At 68.0% G+C, this 16,655-nt stretch carries 19 protein-coding genes; 16 read left to right on the forward strand and 3 right to left on the reverse strand.

The features are described 5' to 3' along the window. Positions 1 to 522 precede the first annotated feature (522 nt). The gene (locus AC23D4_RS15750; protein WP_472888262.1) at positions 523 to 1,464 is read right to left on the reverse strand and encodes a LysR family transcriptional regulator; all 942 of its coding nucleotides are present in this window, start codon (positions 1,462 to 1,464) and stop codon (positions 523 to 525) included. Positions 1,465 to 1,610: 146 nt separating this feature from the next. Between AC23D4_RS15750 and AC23D4_RS15755 the strand changes: the two genes are divergently transcribed. Then, positions 1,611 to 1,895, forward strand: a complete 285-nt coding sequence (locus AC23D4_RS15755; RefSeq protein ID WP_472888261.1) for a putative signal transducing protein — start codon at positions 1,611 to 1,613, stop codon at positions 1,893 to 1,895. Positions 1,896 to 1,902: 7 nt separating this feature from the next. After that, positions 1,903 to 3,576 carry a GMC family oxidoreductase gene (locus AC23D4_RS15760; protein ID WP_472888260.1) on the forward strand — a complete coding sequence of 558 codons (1,674 nt, stop codon included), beginning with the start codon at positions 1,903 to 1,905 and terminating at the stop codon, positions 3,574 to 3,576. 7 nt (positions 3,577 to 3,583) lie between these two features. On the opposite strand, the gene AC23D4_RS15765 is transcribed toward AC23D4_RS15760, so the two are convergent. Both AC23D4_RS15765 and AC23D4_RS15770 read right to left on the reverse strand, forming a co-directional pair. Continuing rightward, positions 3,584 to 4,009, reverse strand: coding sequence for a hypothetical protein (locus AC23D4_RS15765; protein WP_472888259.1), 426 nt, complete (start codon positions 4,007 to 4,009; stop codon positions 3,584 to 3,586). Between the two features lie 64 nt (positions 4,010 to 4,073). Then, entirely contained in the window at positions 4,074 to 5,456 is a 1,383-nt protein-coding gene (locus AC23D4_RS15770) for an ammonium transporter (protein ID WP_472888258.1), read from the reverse strand. Between the two features lie 524 nt (positions 5,457 to 5,980). On the opposite strand from AC23D4_RS15770, the gene AC23D4_RS15775 reads away from it, so the two are divergent. From AC23D4_RS15775 to hypB, 14 genes are all read left to right on the forward strand, one after another. Beyond that, positions 5,981 to 7,069, forward strand: a complete 1,089-nt coding sequence (locus AC23D4_RS15775) for a hydrogenase small subunit (RefSeq protein WP_472888309.1) — start codon at positions 5,981 to 5,983, stop codon at positions 7,067 to 7,069. A 24-nt stretch (positions 7,070 to 7,093) separates the two neighbouring features. Next, positions 7,094 to 8,953 carry a nickel-dependent hydrogenase large subunit gene (locus AC23D4_RS15780; RefSeq protein ID WP_472888257.1) on the forward strand — a complete coding sequence of 620 codons (1,860 nt, stop codon included), beginning with the start codon at positions 7,094 to 7,096 and terminating at the stop codon, positions 8,951 to 8,953. A 29-nt stretch (positions 8,954 to 8,982) separates the two neighbouring features. Further along, a complete protein-coding gene (locus AC23D4_RS15785) occupies positions 8,983 to 9,585 on the forward strand; it encodes a HupE/UreJ family protein (protein WP_472888256.1) in 603 nt (200 codons plus the stop codon). 41 nt (positions 9,586 to 9,626) lie between these two features. Beyond that, positions 9,627 to 10,358: a Ni/Fe-hydrogenase, b-type cytochrome subunit gene (gene cybH, locus AC23D4_RS15790; RefSeq protein ID WP_472888255.1), complete on the forward strand. Its 732-nt coding sequence runs from the start codon at positions 9,627 to 9,629 to the stop codon at positions 10,356 to 10,358. 4 nt (positions 10,359 to 10,362) lie between these two features. Further along, complete coding sequence (locus AC23D4_RS15795) at positions 10,363 to 10,692, forward strand: HigA family addiction module antitoxin (RefSeq protein WP_472888254.1); 330 nt, start codon at positions 10,363 to 10,365, stop codon at positions 10,690 to 10,692. Positions 10,693 to 10,712: 20 nt separating this feature from the next. Then, a complete protein-coding gene (locus AC23D4_RS15800) occupies positions 10,713 to 11,390 on the forward strand; it encodes a HyaD/HybD family hydrogenase maturation endopeptidase (RefSeq protein ID WP_472888253.1) in 678 nt (225 codons plus the stop codon). A gap of 3 nt (positions 11,391 to 11,393) precedes the next feature. After that, positions 11,394 to 11,699, forward strand: coding sequence for a HypC/HybG/HupF family hydrogenase formation chaperone (locus AC23D4_RS15805; protein ID WP_472888252.1), 306 nt, complete (start codon positions 11,394 to 11,396; stop codon positions 11,697 to 11,699). A gap of 23 nt (positions 11,700 to 11,722) precedes the next feature. Next, positions 11,723 to 12,223, forward strand: a complete 501-nt coding sequence (locus AC23D4_RS15810) for a thioredoxin domain-containing protein (RefSeq protein WP_472888251.1) — start codon at positions 11,723 to 11,725, stop codon at positions 12,221 to 12,223. A gap of 25 nt (positions 12,224 to 12,248) precedes the next feature. Further along, positions 12,249 to 13,130: a hydrogenase expression/formation protein gene (locus tag AC23D4_RS15815; RefSeq protein ID WP_472888250.1), complete on the forward strand. Its 882-nt coding sequence runs from the start codon at positions 12,249 to 12,251 to the stop codon at positions 13,128 to 13,130. Between the two features lie 2 nt (positions 13,131 to 13,132). Further along, positions 13,133 to 13,375: a rubredoxin gene (locus AC23D4_RS15820; RefSeq protein ID WP_472888308.1), complete on the forward strand. Its 243-nt coding sequence runs from the start codon at positions 13,133 to 13,135 to the stop codon at positions 13,373 to 13,375. A gap of 4 nt (positions 13,376 to 13,379) precedes the next feature. Beyond that, complete coding sequence (gene hybE, locus AC23D4_RS15825) at positions 13,380 to 13,916, forward strand: [NiFe]-hydrogenase assembly chaperone HybE (RefSeq protein WP_472888249.1); 537 nt, start codon at positions 13,380 to 13,382, stop codon at positions 13,914 to 13,916. Between the two features lie 61 nt (positions 13,917 to 13,977). Beyond that, a complete protein-coding gene (locus AC23D4_RS15830; protein WP_472888248.1) occupies positions 13,978 to 15,156 on the forward strand; it encodes a hypothetical protein in 1,179 nt (392 codons plus the stop codon). After that, on the forward strand, positions 15,149 to 15,499 hold the full coding sequence (locus AC23D4_RS15835) for a hydrogenase maturation nickel metallochaperone HypA/HybF (protein ID WP_472888247.1): 351 nt from the start codon (positions 15,149 to 15,151) through the stop codon (positions 15,497 to 15,499). Before AC23D4_RS15830 ends, AC23D4_RS15835 begins: the two co-directional genes overlap by 8 nt. Before the next feature lie 158 nt (positions 15,500 to 15,657). Further along, positions 15,658 to 16,644 carry a hydrogenase nickel incorporation protein HypB gene (hypB, locus tag AC23D4_RS15840; RefSeq protein WP_472888246.1) on the forward strand — a complete coding sequence of 329 codons (987 nt, stop codon included), beginning with the start codon at positions 15,658 to 15,660 and terminating at the stop codon, positions 16,642 to 16,644. Positions 16,645 to 16,655 lie beyond the last annotated feature (11 nt).

Consider the following 16,655-nt stretch of genomic DNA (forward strand, 5'->3'; position numbering starts at 1 on the left):
TTTGATGCTATGTGCTCCATTTTAGTAAAATGGCAACTATTGTATCTCATTCGCGTCTCAATCTTTGTTCAATTCTTAGAAGCCCTGATCCTTCTGAAAGCTCGGGGTTATCCACCCTGTCTCCCATTCGAGCATAGTCCCGCATGATATTTACCAGGTGCGGTGACTACTATTGATCCGACCCTGAAAAGTCTTAAGCCGAGCCTTATCTATAAGTTGAATCCGCGTGTGCACCTCCACTGGCAAATTGCGGTCAGTGGTTTGTCTCAGCCTCAGCCAAACGGATTCCCGAAGGGGCGGTGAGCGCCGCATACCGGTCGTCCCTTTTGAGGTGTCGATGTCCGCAACGGGTCGAGGCTGTCTGAAAACACGCTGAAAACGGAAATTCAGGGGTTCTCGACCCCCTTCCCTAAATCGAGATCGGCGCTTTCGGATCGGTCTGGGAGGTCGTACTTCTGTCCGAATGCGCTGAGGCGGAGTTTTCACACAGCCTCGGTCGAAACAAGTCAAACGAACACCCCCTTACCCCCAAACCGCCTCCAGCGCCCCCCAGGCACTCGTTATCACCGGCTCCCCCGCCCGTTCGGCCAGACAAACAAAACTCAGGTCGCATTCCAGCGCCACCTGGTCGGCCACCACCAGGCCGCGGGCCTGGGCTTCGCGCATGGCGATGGCGTCGCGCACCAGGCTCAGGCCGACGCCGCTTTTCACCAGGTCGAGCATGGACGCTTCCTGGTCCACCAGGGCCACGCGCCGGGGCTCCAGCCCGGTGAGCGAACCGGGGCCGAACACGCGGCGCTGCAGCCGGTGGTGGGCGCTGGCCGGTGGCGTGGCGAGCCAGGGCAGGGCGGCCAGGGCTTTCCAGTCTTTGCCGCGCACCTGCGGGCCCCAGCCGGCGGGCGCGAGCACGCGGTAGGTGAAGCGGGTCAGCGCGCGCAGCCGGTAGGGTGCGCCCACCGGGTCGTCGGGCAGGTTGAGGAAGAAGCCCACGTCGAGCTCGCCGCGCGCGATCTGCGCCAGCACGTCGCCGCTCATGCCCTGGCGCAGCTCGGTGCCCACCTGCGGGCTGGACTCGACGAGCTGTTTCAGGAACGCGCCGAGCCGGGTGAACTCGGGGTCGAGGATGGTGCCGATGCGCAGCGTGCCGCGCACCGTGGTGTGCAGGGCGGCGGCGGCCTGGCCGAAGTCGGCCAGGGTGGCGAGCGCGCGCTCGGCCATGGGCAGCAGGGCCGCGCCGTCGTGCGTGAGCGCCATGCCCTGGGGCGTGCGGGTGAACAGCGCCAGCCCCGTGGCCTCGGCCAGGGTTTTCAGCTGCAGACTCACGGCGGGCTGGCTCAGGTGCAGGCGCAACGCGGCGCGCGACACATTGCCTTCGCGCGCCACGGCGACGAAGGCGCGCAGGGTCTGCGGGTCCACCGTGGGCAGCCGGCCGGGCGGGGCGTTGGGGGATACGGGCGTGGGCATGGGGGTGTTCGTTATTTGCCGAACTTATACCAAGCCGCGGGCGATTTCATTGGACTTTTGCGCGGCCGTTCCACAAACTCGCGCCATTCCTGGGAGCAGACCATGAGCATTTCAAATACCCGGCGCCTTCGCTGGCGCCCCTGACCATGCACGGCGACAGCCCCTACGACCCGGCCGAAGGCGACTGGCAGACGCTGGCCACCTTCTTCAGCCCGACCGAGGCCTACCTGCTGCGCGGCTGCCTGCAGTCCGCCGGGGTGCCCGCGGTGGTGGCCGACGCCCACCTGGTGCAGGCGCACACGCTGCTGGCCGGTGCGATCCAGGTGCGCGTGCTGGTGCCCGCGCACCGGTTCACTGAGGCCGAGGCGGTGGTGGCGGCCTACCACCGCGGCGACTTCAGCCTGCCCGACGACAGCTTGCCACCCGAGTGAACCCACCATGAGCGACACCACCACGTTTGACCACATCGTCATCGGCGCCGGCACGGCCGGCTGCCTGCTGGCCAACCGGCTCTCGGCCGACCCGTCGCGCCGTGTGCTGCTGATCGAAGCCGGCCGCAAGGACGACTACCACTGGATCCACATCCCGGTGGGCTACCTGTATTGCATCGGCAACCCGCGCACCGACTGGCTCTACCAGACCGAACCCGACCCGGGCCTCAACGGCCGCCAACTGCGCTACCCGCGCGGCAAGGGCCTGGGCGGCTGCTCCAGCATCAACGGCATGATCTACATGCGCGGCCAGGCGCGCGACTACGACCAGTGGGCACAGCTCACCGGCGACGCCGACTGGCGCTGGCAGAACAGCCTGCCCGACTTCCGGGCGCACGAAGACCATTACCGCCTCGACGCGGCGAACGAGAGCCTGAGCAACCCCGCCTTCACGCTGCTGCACGGCAACAAGGCGGTGGGCAGCACGGGCGAGTGGCGCATCGAAAAGCAGCGCCTGCGCTGGGACGTGCTCGACGCGTTTGCCCAGGCCGCGCAGCAGGCCGGCATCCCGGCCACGGACGACTTCAACACCGGCGACAACGAGGGCGTGGGCTATTTCGAGGTGAACCAGAAAGCCGGCTGGCGCTGGAACGCGAGCAAGGCGTTTCTGCGCCCGGTGATGCACCGGCCCAACCTCACGGTCTGGACCGAAACCCAGGTGGAGCGCCTGCGGCTGGAGCGCGACGCGGCTGGCGCGCTGCGCTGCACCGGCGCCGAGCTGAAGCGCGGTGGCCAGCGTGTGAGCGTGTGTGCCACGCGCGAGGTGGTGCTCAGCGCGGGCAGCATCGGTTCGGTGCAGATCCTGCAGCTCTCGGGCATCGGCCCGGCGCCGGTGCTGCGGGCCGCGGGTGTCGAGGTGAAACACGAGCTGCCCGGCGTGGGCGAGAACCTGCAAGACCATTTGCAGATCCGCTCGGTCTACAAGGTGCAGGGCGGCAAAACGCTCAACACCCTGGCCAATTCGCTCTGGGGCAAGGCCAGCATCGGCCTCGAATACGCGCTCAAGCGCAGCGGCCCCATGAGCATGTCGCCCAGCCAGCTCGGCGCCTTCACCAAGAGCGACCCGGCGCAGCCGCACGCCAACCTTGAATACCACGTGCAGCCGCTCAGCCTCGACGCCTTTGGCGAGCCGCTGCACAGCTTCCCGGCCTTCACCGCGAGCGTCTGCAACCTCAACCCCGGCAGCCGTGGCCATGTGCGCATCCGCAGCGCACGCGGCGAAGACGCGCCCGCCATCGCGCCCAACTACCTCTCGACGGCCGAGGACCGGCAGGTCGCGGCCGACAGCCTGCGCGTGACGCGGCACATCGTGGCCCAGCCGGCGATGGCGAAATACCAACCCGAAGAGTTCAAGCCCGGCGTGCAGTACCAGACCGACGACGAGCTCGCGCGCCTGGCCGGCGACATCGCCAGCACCATCTTCCACCCGGTGGGCACGACGAAGATGGGGAGCGCCGATGACCCCATGGCCGTGGTCGACAGCCACCTGCGCGTGCGCGGCGTGGCCGGCTTGCGCGTGGTGGACGCGGGCGTCATGCCCACCATCACCAGCGGCAACACCAACAGCCCGACGCTGATGATCGCGGAGAAGGCGGCGCGCTGGATCGCGGCCGGGATGTGACTCCAGACTAGCGGATGCCACCCACGTAGCGCGGCGTGTCCGGCCCGTCGGCATCGGTTCGTTTGCCGCCGTCAAACCCCGAGGGCAGCGCCGACTCGCGGAACCCGCTCGCCGGCACCAGGTCGGCGAAACCGCTGGGGCGGCTGGCTTGGGGCGGCGGCGTCTGCGCGGCACGCAGCGCTTCGGCGGCGCTCTGCAGCAGGGGCTTGCGCACGAGCGCGCCCATGCCGGTGCTCGCGGTTTCCAGCTTGGCGGCCCAGGGCAGCAGCTCGTCCAGCCCGTCGCTGGCCGCCTTTTCGCGGGCGAAGCGCACGATGGCGCGCGCGTAGTCGGCGTTGGTGGCCATCCACTCGGTGTCGGTCACGCGCCCCGTCTTGCGGCGCAGCAGCACATGCAGATGGGCGGCGGTGGCGAAGATTTCGGTGGATGTCATGGCGTCACTCCCCAGGCTGGTGCGAAGGCATGCGGGTCGGGTGGTTCACGGCGGCCTCAGCCGCTCAGTGTCCGAGCTGTTCGTTGTGCAGCGACAGATCGAGCCCGGCGCGTTCGTCCACCTCGTGCACGCGCAGGCGCGCCACACGCGAGGTGATCCACAGCACGACGCCAGTCATGACCAGGCTGTAGGTCAGCACGGCCATGCAGGCGATCAGCTGCGTCAGCACGCTGCCCTCCACCCCGGCGATGGCCGGATCGGCCAGCAGGCCGGTGAGCAGCGCGCCCACCAGGCCACCCACGCCGTGCACACCGAACACGTCGAGCGAATCGTCGGCGCGCAGGCGGCGTTTCAGGCCGGTGGCACCCCAGTAGCAGACCGCACCCGCCACCAGCCCGATGATCAGCGCGCTGCGCAGCGTGACGAAGCCCGCGGCCGGCGTGATGGCCACGAGTCCGGCCACCACGCCGGAGCACAGGCCCAGCAGCGAAGCGCGTTTGCGCGCCAGCCATTCGGCGGCCATCCACGAGAGCGCGCCCGCGGCGGCGGCGATGTGGGTCACGGCCAGCGCCAGCCCGGCGCGCCCGTCGGCGGCGAGCGCCGAGCCGGCGTTGAAGCCGAACCAGCCGACCCACAGCAGGCCGGTGCCGGCCATGGTCAGGCCCAGGTTGAAGGGGATGAAGGGTTCGCGGCCGTAGCCCTGGCGCGGGCCGAGGGCGTAGGCGCAGACCAGCGCGGCCGCACCGGCGTTGATGTGCACCACGGCGCCACCGGCAAAGTCCAGCGCACCGAGCTGGGCCAGCCAGCCGCCCGGCTCCCAGACCCAGTGGGCCACGGGCGCGTACACCAGCAGCAGCCACAGGCTGGCGAACAGCAGCAGGGCGCCGAAGTGCATGCGCTCCACCAGCGCGCCCACCACGAGGGCGCAGGTGGTGATGGCAAAGGTGAGCTGGAACATGGCGAACACCGACTCGGGCACGTGCGGCGCGATGTGGCTCACCGCCACCTGGCCGGTGGCGCCCAGGTAATCGAGCCCGGCAAAGCCCATGCGCTCGACGCCGCCGATCCAGCCCGCCAGCGCGCCGTCGCCGGGCGTGAACGCCAGCGAATACGCCAGCGCAAACCACAACACGCTGACCACCGCCGCGATGCCGACCACGCTGGCCATGGTGTTGATCACGTTGAGGCGGCGCACCATGCCGCCATAAAAGAGGGCGATGCCGGGCAGCGTCATGAGCAGCACGAGCGCGGTGGACACCATGAGCCAGGCGGTGTCGGCCCCGCTGATGGTGCTGATGGCGGCGAGCGCCGGGCCGGGCAGCGTGGCCGCTGCGTCGGTTGCGGGGCTGGTGGCCACGGCAGGTGCGGTCTGCGCACAGGTCAGCGAGGGGATGGCGAGGGCCAGCCCGGCCGCCACGGATCCGGGGGATCTACGGTTTTGGTGCATCTTGTTACCTTTTCCAACGACCCCCGGCACTGAGCACATCCTGTGCCACCCTGCAAGGGAGCAAGGGAAACCCCGGATGCACAGCGCTGGTGCAAGGCATTACAGTAGGCACCACTCGCACCCAGCGCACGCCGCTGGTGACCGCGGGGGACCGAGGAGACAACCCAGTCCAACCAGAAAATATTGCTTCAGCGTCCCCAAGAGATGCCAGAGATCACAAGCCGACCCCGCAAGGGTCGGCTTTTTTTTGCCTGCGTGGGTGGCGGGTGAGTTTCCGAGAGTGTCTTTTTTGTTTTCGTTTTGTTGATACGAATGGAAGTTGTCCGTCCATCACGTCGGCACTTGATTTTGGAATCGACAAAACGGGTCGGAAAAAGTCGATGCAAATCAATGCGTTAAACGCGTTGGTCGGTGTTTTCCCTTGGTTGGTCCATCGTGGCCTGGCGATTGCGAACGGTTACACACCTGCCTGCATTGGCGGGGCCCGGTTCCGCCCCACACCAGCCCACGGAGACACAACCATGATGGAAACCTTTTACGAGGTGATGCGCCGCAAGGGCATCTCGCGCCGCAGCTTTCTGAAGTACTGCTCGCTCACCGCCACCTCGCTCGGGCTGGCGCCCTCGTTCGTGCCGATGATCGCGCACGCCATGGAAACCAAGCCGCGCACCCCGGTGCTCTGGCTGCACGGGCTGGAATGCACCTGCTGCACCGAATCGTTCATCCGATCGGCGCACCCGCTGGCCAAGGACGTGGTGCTCTCCATGATCTCGCTGGACTACGACGACACCCTGATGGCCGCCGCCGGCCACCAGGCCGAAGCGATCCTCGAAGAGATCATGACCAAGTACAAGGGCCAGTACATCCTGGCCGTGGAGGGCAACCCGCCGCTGAACGAAGACGGCATGTTCTGCATCCAGTCGGGCAAGCCCTTCATCGAGAAGCTCAAGCACGTGGCGAAGGACGCCAAGGCCATCATCGCCTGGGGTTCGTGTGCCAGCTGGGGCTGCGTGCAGGCCGCCAAGCCGAACCCGACGCAGGCCACGCCGATCCACAAGGTCATCACCGACAAGCCCATCATCAAGGTGCCGGGCTGCCCGCCCATCCCCGAGGTGATGACGGGCGTGATCACCTACATGCTGACCTTCGACAAGATCCCCGAGCTGGACCGCCAGGGCCGCCCGAAGATGTTCTACAGCCAGCGCATCCACGACAAGTGCTACCGCCGCCCGCACTTCGACGCCGGCCAGTTCGTCGAGACCTGGGACGACGAGTCGGCGCGCAAGGGCTACTGCCTCTACAAGGTCGGCTGCAAGGGCCCGACCACCTACAACGCCTGCTCCACGGTGATGTGGAACGAGGGCACCAGCTTCCCGATCAAGGCCGGCCACGGCTGCATCGGCTGCAGTGAAGACGGCTTCTGGGACAAGGGCTCGTTCTACGACCGCCTCACCGACATCCACGCCTTCGGCATCGAAGCGAATGCGGACGAGATCGGCGGCACGGCGGCCGGTGTGGTGGGTGCCGCGGTCGCGGCGCATGCCGCCATCTCGGTGGCCAAGCGCTCGCGCGACAAGGCCGTCGAGAAAAAAGCCGCGCCTTCCAACAGCTGATCCAGAACAAACAGGAAGAACACCATGGGTGCTTACGAAACACAGGGCTTCAAGATGGACAACACCGGCCGGCGCATCGTCGTCGACCCGGTCACGCGCATCGAGGGCCACATGCGCTGCGAGGTCAACCTCGACAGTAACAACGTCATCCGCAACGCGGTCTCCACCGGCACCATGTGGCGCGGTCTGGAAGTGATTTTGAAAGGCCGCGATCCGCGCGACGCCTGGGCCTTTGTGGAACGCATCTGCGGCGTCTGCACCGGCTGCCACGCGCTCACCTCGGTGCGCGCGGTGGAGGACGCGCTGGGCATCCAGATCCCGCTGAACGCCCACCTGATCCGCGAGATGATGGCCAAGACGCTGCAGGTGCACGACCACGCGGTGCACTTCTACCACCTGCACGCGCTGGACTGGGTGGACGTCGTGTCCTGCCTGCAGGCCGACCCGAAGAAGACGAGCGATCTGCAGCAGATGGTGTCGCCCGCGCACCCGATGAGCTCGCCCGGTTACTTCCGCGATGTGCAGAACCGACTGAAGAAGTTCGTTGAAAGCGGCCAGCTCGGGCCGTTCGCCAACGGCTACTGGGGCAGCAAGGCCTATGTGCTGCCGCCCGAGGCCAACCTGATGGCCGTGACGCACTACCTGGAGGCGCTGGACCTGCAGAAAGAGTGGGTCAAGGTGCACACCATCTTCGGTGGCAAGAACCCGCACCCCAACTACTTGGTGGGCGGCGTGCCCTGCGCCATCAACCTCGACGGCAACGGCGCCGCCGGTGCCCCGATCAACATGGAGCGGCTGAACTTCGTGCAGGCCCGCATCCAGGAAATGATCGACTTCAACAACAACGTCTACATCCCGGACGTGCTCGCCATCGGCACCATCTACAAGAACGCCGGCTGGCTCTACGGCGGCGGCCTCAGCGCCACCAACGTGGCCGACTACGGCACGTATGAAAAGGTGCCTTATGACCACAGCACGCACCAGCTGCCCGGCGGCGTGATCCTCGACGGCAACTGGGACAAGATCCACGCCATCGACCCGCGCGACCCCGAGCAGGTGCAGGAATTCGTGAGCCACAGCTGGTACAAGTACGGCGACGAAACCAAGGGCCTGCACCCCTGGGACGGCGTCACCGAAGCCAACTACGCCCCCGAAGGCCCCAACTTCAAGGGCACGCGCACCAAGATCGAAAACCTCGACGAAAGCGCCAAGTACTCGTGGATCAAGAGCCCGCGCTGGCGCGGCCACGCGGTCGAGGTCGGCCCGCTGTCGCGCTACATCCTGGGCTACGCCCACGCGATGCAGGGCAACAAGCACTGCCAGCGCGTGAAGGAGCAGGTGGACGCGTCCGCCGTCGCCATCAACAGCGCCATCCCCAAGGCCCTGGGCCTGCCGGAAACCAACTTCTCGCTCAAGCAGCTGCTGCCCACCACCATCGGCCGCACACTGGCCCGCGCGCTGGAAAGCCAGTACGCCGCCGAGATGATGATGGACGACTTCAAGCAGCTCATCGGCAACATCAAGGCCGGCGACACCAGCACCGTCAACGCCGACAAGTGGGACCCGTCCACCTGGCCGAAAGAGGCCAAGGGCGTGGGCACGGTCGCCGCACCGCGCGGCATGCTGGGCCACTGGATCAAGATCAAGGACGGCAAGATCGAGAACTACCAGTGCGTGGTGCCCACCACCTGGAACGGTTCGCCGCGCGACACCAAGGGCCAGATCGGCGCCTTCGAGGCCTCGCTCATGAACACGCCCATGGTCAACCCCGAGCAGCCGCTGGAGATCCTGCGCACGCTGCACAGCTTCGACCCCTGCCTGGCCTGCTCGACACACGTGATGAGCGAAGACGGCCAGGAAATGAGCCGCGTCACAGTGCGCTGAGCCCACGCAACCCACACGAGGAGAAACACATGCAAGCGAAAAACATCCGCCGCCTGAGCGCGGCCGCCCTGATGGCCGGTCTCGCCGGCGCAGCCCAGGCCCACACCGGCCACGGCACCCACAGCCTGTTTGAGGGGCTGGTTCACCCCTTCGGTCTCGACCACCTGCTGACCATGGTGGCCGTGGGTGTGTGGTCGGTCAGTGCCCTGCCGCAAGGCAAGGCCTGGCAAGGCCCGGCCACCTTCCTGCTGGCGCTGGTGGCGAGCGCCGCACTGGGCGCAGCGGGCATGAGCCTGCCGTTCCTGGAGCAGGGCGTGGCGCTGTCGGTGGTGTTGTTCGGCGCCATGCTGGTGCTGGCCCGCCAGCCGATGCCGGCCGCCTTGGGCCTGGGGCTGGTGGCCGCGGCGGCTTCGCTGCACGGCCTGGCGCACGGCGCTGAAACGCCGGCCACGGGCTTCGCGGGTTACGCAGCGGGCTTCCTCTTGACCACGGCCGCGCTGCACATCGGCGGCGTGTTCGCCGGCCTGGGCATCCGCCGCGCGCTGAATGAGCGCAGCGGCTGGGCGCTGGGTGGCCTGGGCGCGGTGCTGGGCGCATCGGGCCTGGTGCTCTTCGGTCAGCTGGCGGCCTGACGGCCACCCCGATCAACGGCAACCGATTCCTGGAGGCCACCATGTCCACCACGTCCCCCGAACGACTCGCCGATGTCACCGGCATCGACGAGAGCGCCGTCTCGCACGGCCAGAGCACCAAGTCGGTCTATGTGTACGAAGCGCCCGTGCGCCTCTGGCACTGGATCAACGCGGCGTCCATCACCGTGCTGGCCCTCACCGGCTATTTCATCGGTGCGCCCTTGCCCACCATGCCGGGCGAGGCCAGCGACCACTACCTCATGGGCTACATCCGCTTCGCGCACTTCACGGCGGGCTACCTGCTGGCCGTGGGCCTGATCGGCCGCGCCTACTGGGCCATCGTCGGCAACCACCACGCGCGCGAAATCTTCTGGGTGCCCATCTTCCAGAAGGCCTACTGGCAAGAGGTGCTCACCATGTTCAAGTGGTACGCCTTCCTGATCCCGCGGCCGGGCCGCTACGTGGGCCACAACCCGCTGGCGCGACTGGCCATGTTCGCGGGCTTCCTGATGCTCTCGCTCTTCATGGTGATCACCGGCTTTGCGCTGTACGGCGAAGGCGCGCAGATGGGTTCGTGGCAGGAACAGCTGTTCGGCTGGGTGATCCCGCTGTTCGGCCAGAGCCAGGACGTGCACACCTGGCACCGCATGGGCATGTGGGCGCTGATCATCTTCATCGTGCTGCACGTGTACGCCGCGATCCGCGAAGACATCATGGGGCGGCAGAGCATCGTGTCCACGATGATCTCCGGTCGCAGAACCTTCAAGGACTGATGCCATGAAGCCGGGAGCCGCCAACTGGTCCCTCCCGCCGCGGGGCGTGCCGGTGCGCACGCCCATGCACCCGGGGCGGCTGCTGGCGCGTACCTGCCTGGCGCCGCTGGGGCTGAGCCAGAGCGAGGCGGCCCGGGTGCTGGGGCTGTCGCGCCGCCGGCTGCACGAGCTGGTGCACGGCCAGCGGGCGATGTCGCCCGACACCGCCATCCGCTGCGCGCGCTACTTTCAAATCGACGCCGGCTTCTGGCTCGCGCACCAGGCCGCCTGGGACAGCTTCCACGCCTGGAAGCGCCTCTGTTCCGGTTCGGTCACCCCATCCGCCTCTCACTGAGTTTTTCGGGACCACCCACCATGAGCGCCCATCCGTCCGAATCCACCTGTCACCCCGGTGGTGACACCCCCGCCCAGCCGCAGACCATCGTCGTGCTCGGCATCGGCAACCTGCTCTGGGCCGACGAAGGTTTCGGCGTGCGCTGCATCGAAGCGCTGCAACACCGCTTCGAGTTCGCCGAACACGTGTCGCTCATCGACGGCGGCACGCAGGGCCTGTACCTGATCCAGCACGTGCAGGCGGCCGACGCGCTGCTGATCTTCGACGCCATCGACTACGGCCTGGCGCCCGGCACGCTGAAGCAGGTGCGCGACGACGCCGTGCCACGCTTCATGGGCGCCAAGAAGATGAGCCTGCACCAGACCGGTTTCCAGGAGGTGCTGTCGCTCGCGCAGCTCACCGGCAAGTACCCGACGAACGTGCTGCTGATCGGCTGCCAGCCGCAGGAGCTGGAAGACTACGGCGGCAGCCTGCGCCCGGTCGTGAAGGCCGCGATGGAAGAGGCGCTGGCCCTGGGCGTGGAAGAAATCGCGCGCTGGGGCGGCGAGCCCGCTCCGCGCCGCACGCCACTGGGCGAACGCGAGGCCGTGACCATGGACGAACTTGCGCTCGCTGCCTACGAAACGCAGCGCCCCGCGCCCGAAGCCGCGTGCCGCGAAGGCGACGAGCGCTTTTTCCCCACGACGGTGGAGAGCTGAACCATGTGCATCGGCATGCCCATGCAGGTCACGTCCACCGAGCCCGGCCACGCCTGGTGCGAAGGCCGCGGCGAGCGCCGCCGCGTGACCACGGCGCTGGTCGGTCCGCTGGAACCGGGCGATTGGTTGCTGGTGTTCCTGGGCGATGCGCGCGAACGCATCGACGCCACCCGCGCTGCCGAGGTCAACAGCGCGCTCGACCTCGTGCTCGGCGCCATGCAGGGCTTCGACGCCAGCGGCGACGCGGGCTTTGTATTGCCTTCCCGGATGACCGCCGAGCAGCTGAAGCAGCTGTCCGGCCAGCATTGATATTCAACAGACAAGGAGACCCCATGAACACCGCCACAGAAACCCCCAGTCGCGCCTTTGCGCTGCCCGTGCCCGACACCAACCCCGCCCCCCCGCTGGTGATGCGCCTGGCGCGCGACTTCGGCGCCGCCTGGGTCGAAGAGACCACCGTGGCCGCGTGGAGCGCGGGCGGCGGTGACCGCGTCGTGCTGCTCGCGGGCGACCCGGTGCGTTTCCCCGAAGGCCAGGACGTCGCGGCCGTGCTGCCCGAGCTCATGAAGAGTTTTCCCAACCGCTTCCAGATCGCTGTGGTGCCGCGCGACAACGAGGACGCGGTGGCGCGCCGCTACGGCTCGCAGCGCTGGCCCACGCTGCTGTTCTTCCGCGACGGCCAGTATGTCACCGCCATCGCCGGCATGCAGGACTGGGACGTGTACCTGAGCGGTGTGGCCGCTGCGCTCACGATGCCGCCTTCGCGCCCGCCCACCATCGGCATCCCTGTGGTCAGCCAGACCGGCGCGGCCACTGACAGTGGCTGCCATTGAACCGACCTACACCGAAGGACACCCCATGAAAGACTTCCCCATTCCGCTCGTCGCCCTCGGCCCGGGCACGCAGTCCGAAGATCAGTCGCTGGACTACCTGCCCATGCCCAAGGACATGGACACCTACCGCCCGCCGGTGCTGCCCGAGCCCGAAGAGCTGGCCGGGCGTGACGCCGCGCGCGCGGTGCTGGACCAGGTGCTGGCGCTGCTGGACCGCACGGCCGAACGCGGCCCGGGCGGGCAGGTGTCGCTGACCGCATTGCCCGCGGCCGACCTGCGGCTGGTCAACCAGATCCTGGGCGAAGGCGAGGCCAGCGCCCTGGTGCGCGAAGAGGACGGCGCGCTGGAGGTGCGCATCCAGGAATCGGTGCTCGCGGGCGTGTGGCGCCTCATCACCTTCCGCACCGTGGAGGGCGAGCGCACGCTGATCGACGACGTGATCGAGGTCGGCCCGGTACCGGCGCTGCTGCGCGCCATCGCGGTGGACGACGTGTGGCCGCAGGGCGCCATGCCGCACTGGGCCGGGCCGCTGCCGCCCAACGTGCAGAACGCCCCCCTGCTGGTGGAAGAGATCCGCGACCAGGTGGCGGGATGGAAACCCGGCCAGGTCTCGCACGTGGTCAACCTCACGCTGCTGCCGGTCACCCCCGAAGACATCGGCTTTCTCGATCACCACCTCGGCACCGGCCGCGTGCTCATGCTCTCGCGCGGCTACGGCAACTGCCGCATCTCCAACACGCGCTTGCCGAACTGCTGGCGCGTGGTGTACTACAACTCGATGGACAAGGTCATCCTCAACACGGTCGAGGTGGTGGACATGCCCGAGGTGGCGATGGCCGCCCCCGAAGACCTGCGCGATTCGCACGAGCGCCTGGCCGACGTGATGAATTATCTGGAAGGGGCGTGACCATGGCCGGCGTGGACCACTTCGAAGGTTTTGAAGGCTCGTACTTGGGCAACCGCGAGGTGCTCCGCCCCGGCTCGCGCCTCGAATGCAAGATCTGCTGGTGGGTCTACGACCCGGCGCTCGGCGACCCGCAGTGGCAGATCGCCCCCGGCACGCCGTTCGCCGACCTGCCCGCGCACTGGCGCTGCCCGAACTGCGACTGCGAGTCCGATCAATTTCTGCTGCTGCAGGCCGAAGAAAGCTGAGCCCATGTCTGCACCATCTCAGCCCACCCCCGAATGGCTGGACCAGCGCGTGTCTGCGCTGGTCACGCATTTCGTGCGCGTGCAGAACGAACGCATGGTGGGCATCCCCTTGCTCAACCCGGCGCTGTCGGTCGAGGCGGTCGGTTTTAAATGGGCGGGTGGTGCTGAAGAGGGCTCAGAGCCGGTGGCCGAAGGCGTGCTGATCACCCCCTGGTTCATGAGCCTGCTGCGCCTGCCCTTGGTCAACCTGCCCCACGGCAACCGTGTGGGGCGCAAGGCCGTGCGCGACTTCGGCAGCGAGCGGTTTGACTTCATCGGTGCGCACGACCCCGCCATCGGCTACCACGAGACCTGCGCGCTGTTTTCTCCCATGAACGGCTTCACCGGCCAGGACCTCGCGCGCGAGACGGCACTGGCGTCGCTGGCGCTGGTCCGCCCCGCACCCGAAGCACCCGAGCTGGCGCCTGTCGCAGCCGAGCCGTTGCCAGCGCGCCGCGCGTTCTTCATGGCCCGCCGGCCAGATGCGGGAGCTGCTGTATGAACCCCCGCCCGGCCGTTCCGAAGGGGGTTCGCACCGCAACCCGAAGGGTGGAGGTTTCCCAATGAGCACCGCGCTGTCCCACTTGGCCGGCAGCCTGCGTGTGGCGCCCGGCGCGCCGCTGCCGCTGGCCCTGCAGAGCAGCCGCCAGGACTGGGCGCCGCGCCTGGCCCGTGGTCAGGCGGTGAGCGCCTTGCCCGGCCTGATGGCCAGCCTGTTCAACCTCTGCAGCCACGCGCACCGCCTGTGCTCGCAGCTCGCCATCGAAGCCGCTTCGCCCGGCCTGCTGCCCGCGCCGCAGCAGGTGGCGCAACGCCTGCGCACCGAGACCGCGCAGGAACACATCCGTCGCATCGGCCTGGACTGGCCACGCCTGCTGGCCACCGAGCCCGGTCCTGCGGCCACCGCCTGGTCCGATGCCGCACACGCCGCGTTGCAACGCTGCCCGCTGCTGCTGCCGGCGGCCACGCTGCCGGCCGACCCCTGGCCCGCCACCCTCACCTGGTTGCAAGACGAGCTGCTGCAGATGCCGCCCCACACCTGGCAACGTGCCTGGAATGCCTGCGGTGCCGATTGGCAAAACGACTGGAGCCGTCGCCACAGTGGCTGGCTGCCGTCGTTGCTGCGCGCTGCGCGCGCGGCCGACAGCGCTGCACCACTGGACTCGGCCACCGCACTGCGTGCCCACGCGGACGCCGATGGCCAACGCATCCTGTGCGCTGCGTTGGCACTCCAGCCCGGCTTCGCGCTGCACCCGTTGTGGCACGGCGCGAGCGCCCACACCGGTAGCTGGACGCGCTTGAACGATCGGTCAGCCGATTTGCCGCTCACGTCCTGGGCCCTGTTGGGCAGCCGCATCGCCGAGCTGATCCGACTGTGCCAACCCGACGCACCGGGCCAGAGCGGCGCTGGCTGGTTGTCCTTTGGTTCGCTCCGCACCGGGCCGCGCCAGGGCATGGCCTGGGTGGAGATGGCGCGTGGCCTGCTCGTGCACCAGGTAGAGATCGATCAACCGGCCGGCGATGCGCCGGCGCGCGTGGCCGCCTGCCGCGTGCTCGCGCCGACCGAATGGAATTTCCACCCGCAGGGTGTGGTGGCCCAACACATCGCCGGGTTGAACGCCACCGAGCCCGCCGCCACTGTGGAGCGCCGTGTGCGCCTGCTCATGGCCGCCTTCGATCCTTGCGTGCCGTTTGACGTGACGCACGGGGTGTCGACCGTGAAGGAGTCGCAACATGCATGAAGCCAGCCTCGCCGGTGGCGTGTTGCAGCTGGTCGAAGACACGGCTGTGAGCGAACGCTTTTCGCGCCTGCTGTCGCTGCGGCTCGAAGCCGGCCAGCTCGCGGGCGTGGACGTGCGGGCCCTGCGTTTCGCGCTGGAGAGCCTCGCGCCCGGCACCGTGCTCGACGGTGCATTGATCGAGATCGAAGAACCGCCCGGCCAGGCCTGGTGCATGGGCTGCGCCCAGACGGTGGCCATCGCCCAGCGCGGCGATGCGTGCCCGAGTTGCGGCAGCTACCAGCTACAACCCACGGGCGGCATGGAATTGCGTGTGATTGACATGCAAGTCAGTGATGATGGATAGGAAGCACCCCCTGCGCCGCTTCGCGGCTTCCCCCTCTCTCGCCTGCGGCGGGAGGGGGACCGCACCTGCGGCCCGGCGAAGCCGGTTCCGTGGTGCGACTGGGCAACTGCCCTTCGTTTCGGACGGTGCTTCGGTGAACACAACAAAGGAGAACCAACATGTGTGTCGTTTGCGGATGCAGTGACAACAGCCCGGCCCATGCCCGGCATGTACAAACCCATGCGGGCGAAGCCGGCGTGGTGCAGGTGAACCCCGGCAACGGCGACCTGCACTTCGGCGCCGGCGCAGCCCGCGTCTCGGTGCCCGGCATGAGCCAGGCGCGCGCCATCAAGCTGGAGACCGACATCCTCGGCGCCAACAACCGCGTGGCGCAGCAGAACCGCGCGCACTTCGAGGCGCACGGCGTGACCGCGCTCAACCTCGTGTCGAGCCCCGGCTCGGGCAAGACCACGCTGCTGTGCGCGACCATCGAAGCCCTCAAGAGCCACGCGCCCGGCCTGCACGTCGCCGTGATCGAAGGCGACCAGCAGACCAGCTTCGACGCCGACCGCATCCGCGCCACCGGAGCACCCGCGATCCAGGTCAACACCGGCAAGGGCTGCCACCTCGACGCGCCCATGGTGAGCGAAGCCTTCGCGCAACTGCACAGCCTTGACCACCACGATCACGGGCCTGGACACTCGCACGATCACCACCACCATGACGATGCGCACAGCCTGCTGTTCATCGAAAACGTGGGCAACCTGGTCTGCCCCGCCGTGTGGGACCTGGGCGAAGCCGCCAAGGTCGCCATCCTCTCGGTCACCGAGGGCGAAGACAAGCCGCTCAAGTACCCCGACATGTTCGCGGCCTCGCAGCTCATGATCCTCAACAAGACCGACCTGCTGCCGCACGTGAAGTTCGACGTGGCGCGCTGCATCGAACTCGCGCGGCGCGTGAACCCGGCGATTGAAATCATCCAGCTTTCGGCCACCACCGGTGAAGGTATGGACGCGTGGCTGCACTGGCTGGACCACGCCCTGGGACACGGGCATCACCACCACGCAGAGCCTGACACCGAAGCCGTCTTGCGGCAACGTGTGCAGCAGCTCGAAGCCGAGTTGGCCCAGGCCCGCGCGGCCCTCTCCGCCGACACCGCGCTCTGACCCGCTGCCCG

Source organism: Hydrogenophaga sp. L76, assembly GCF_057654755.1.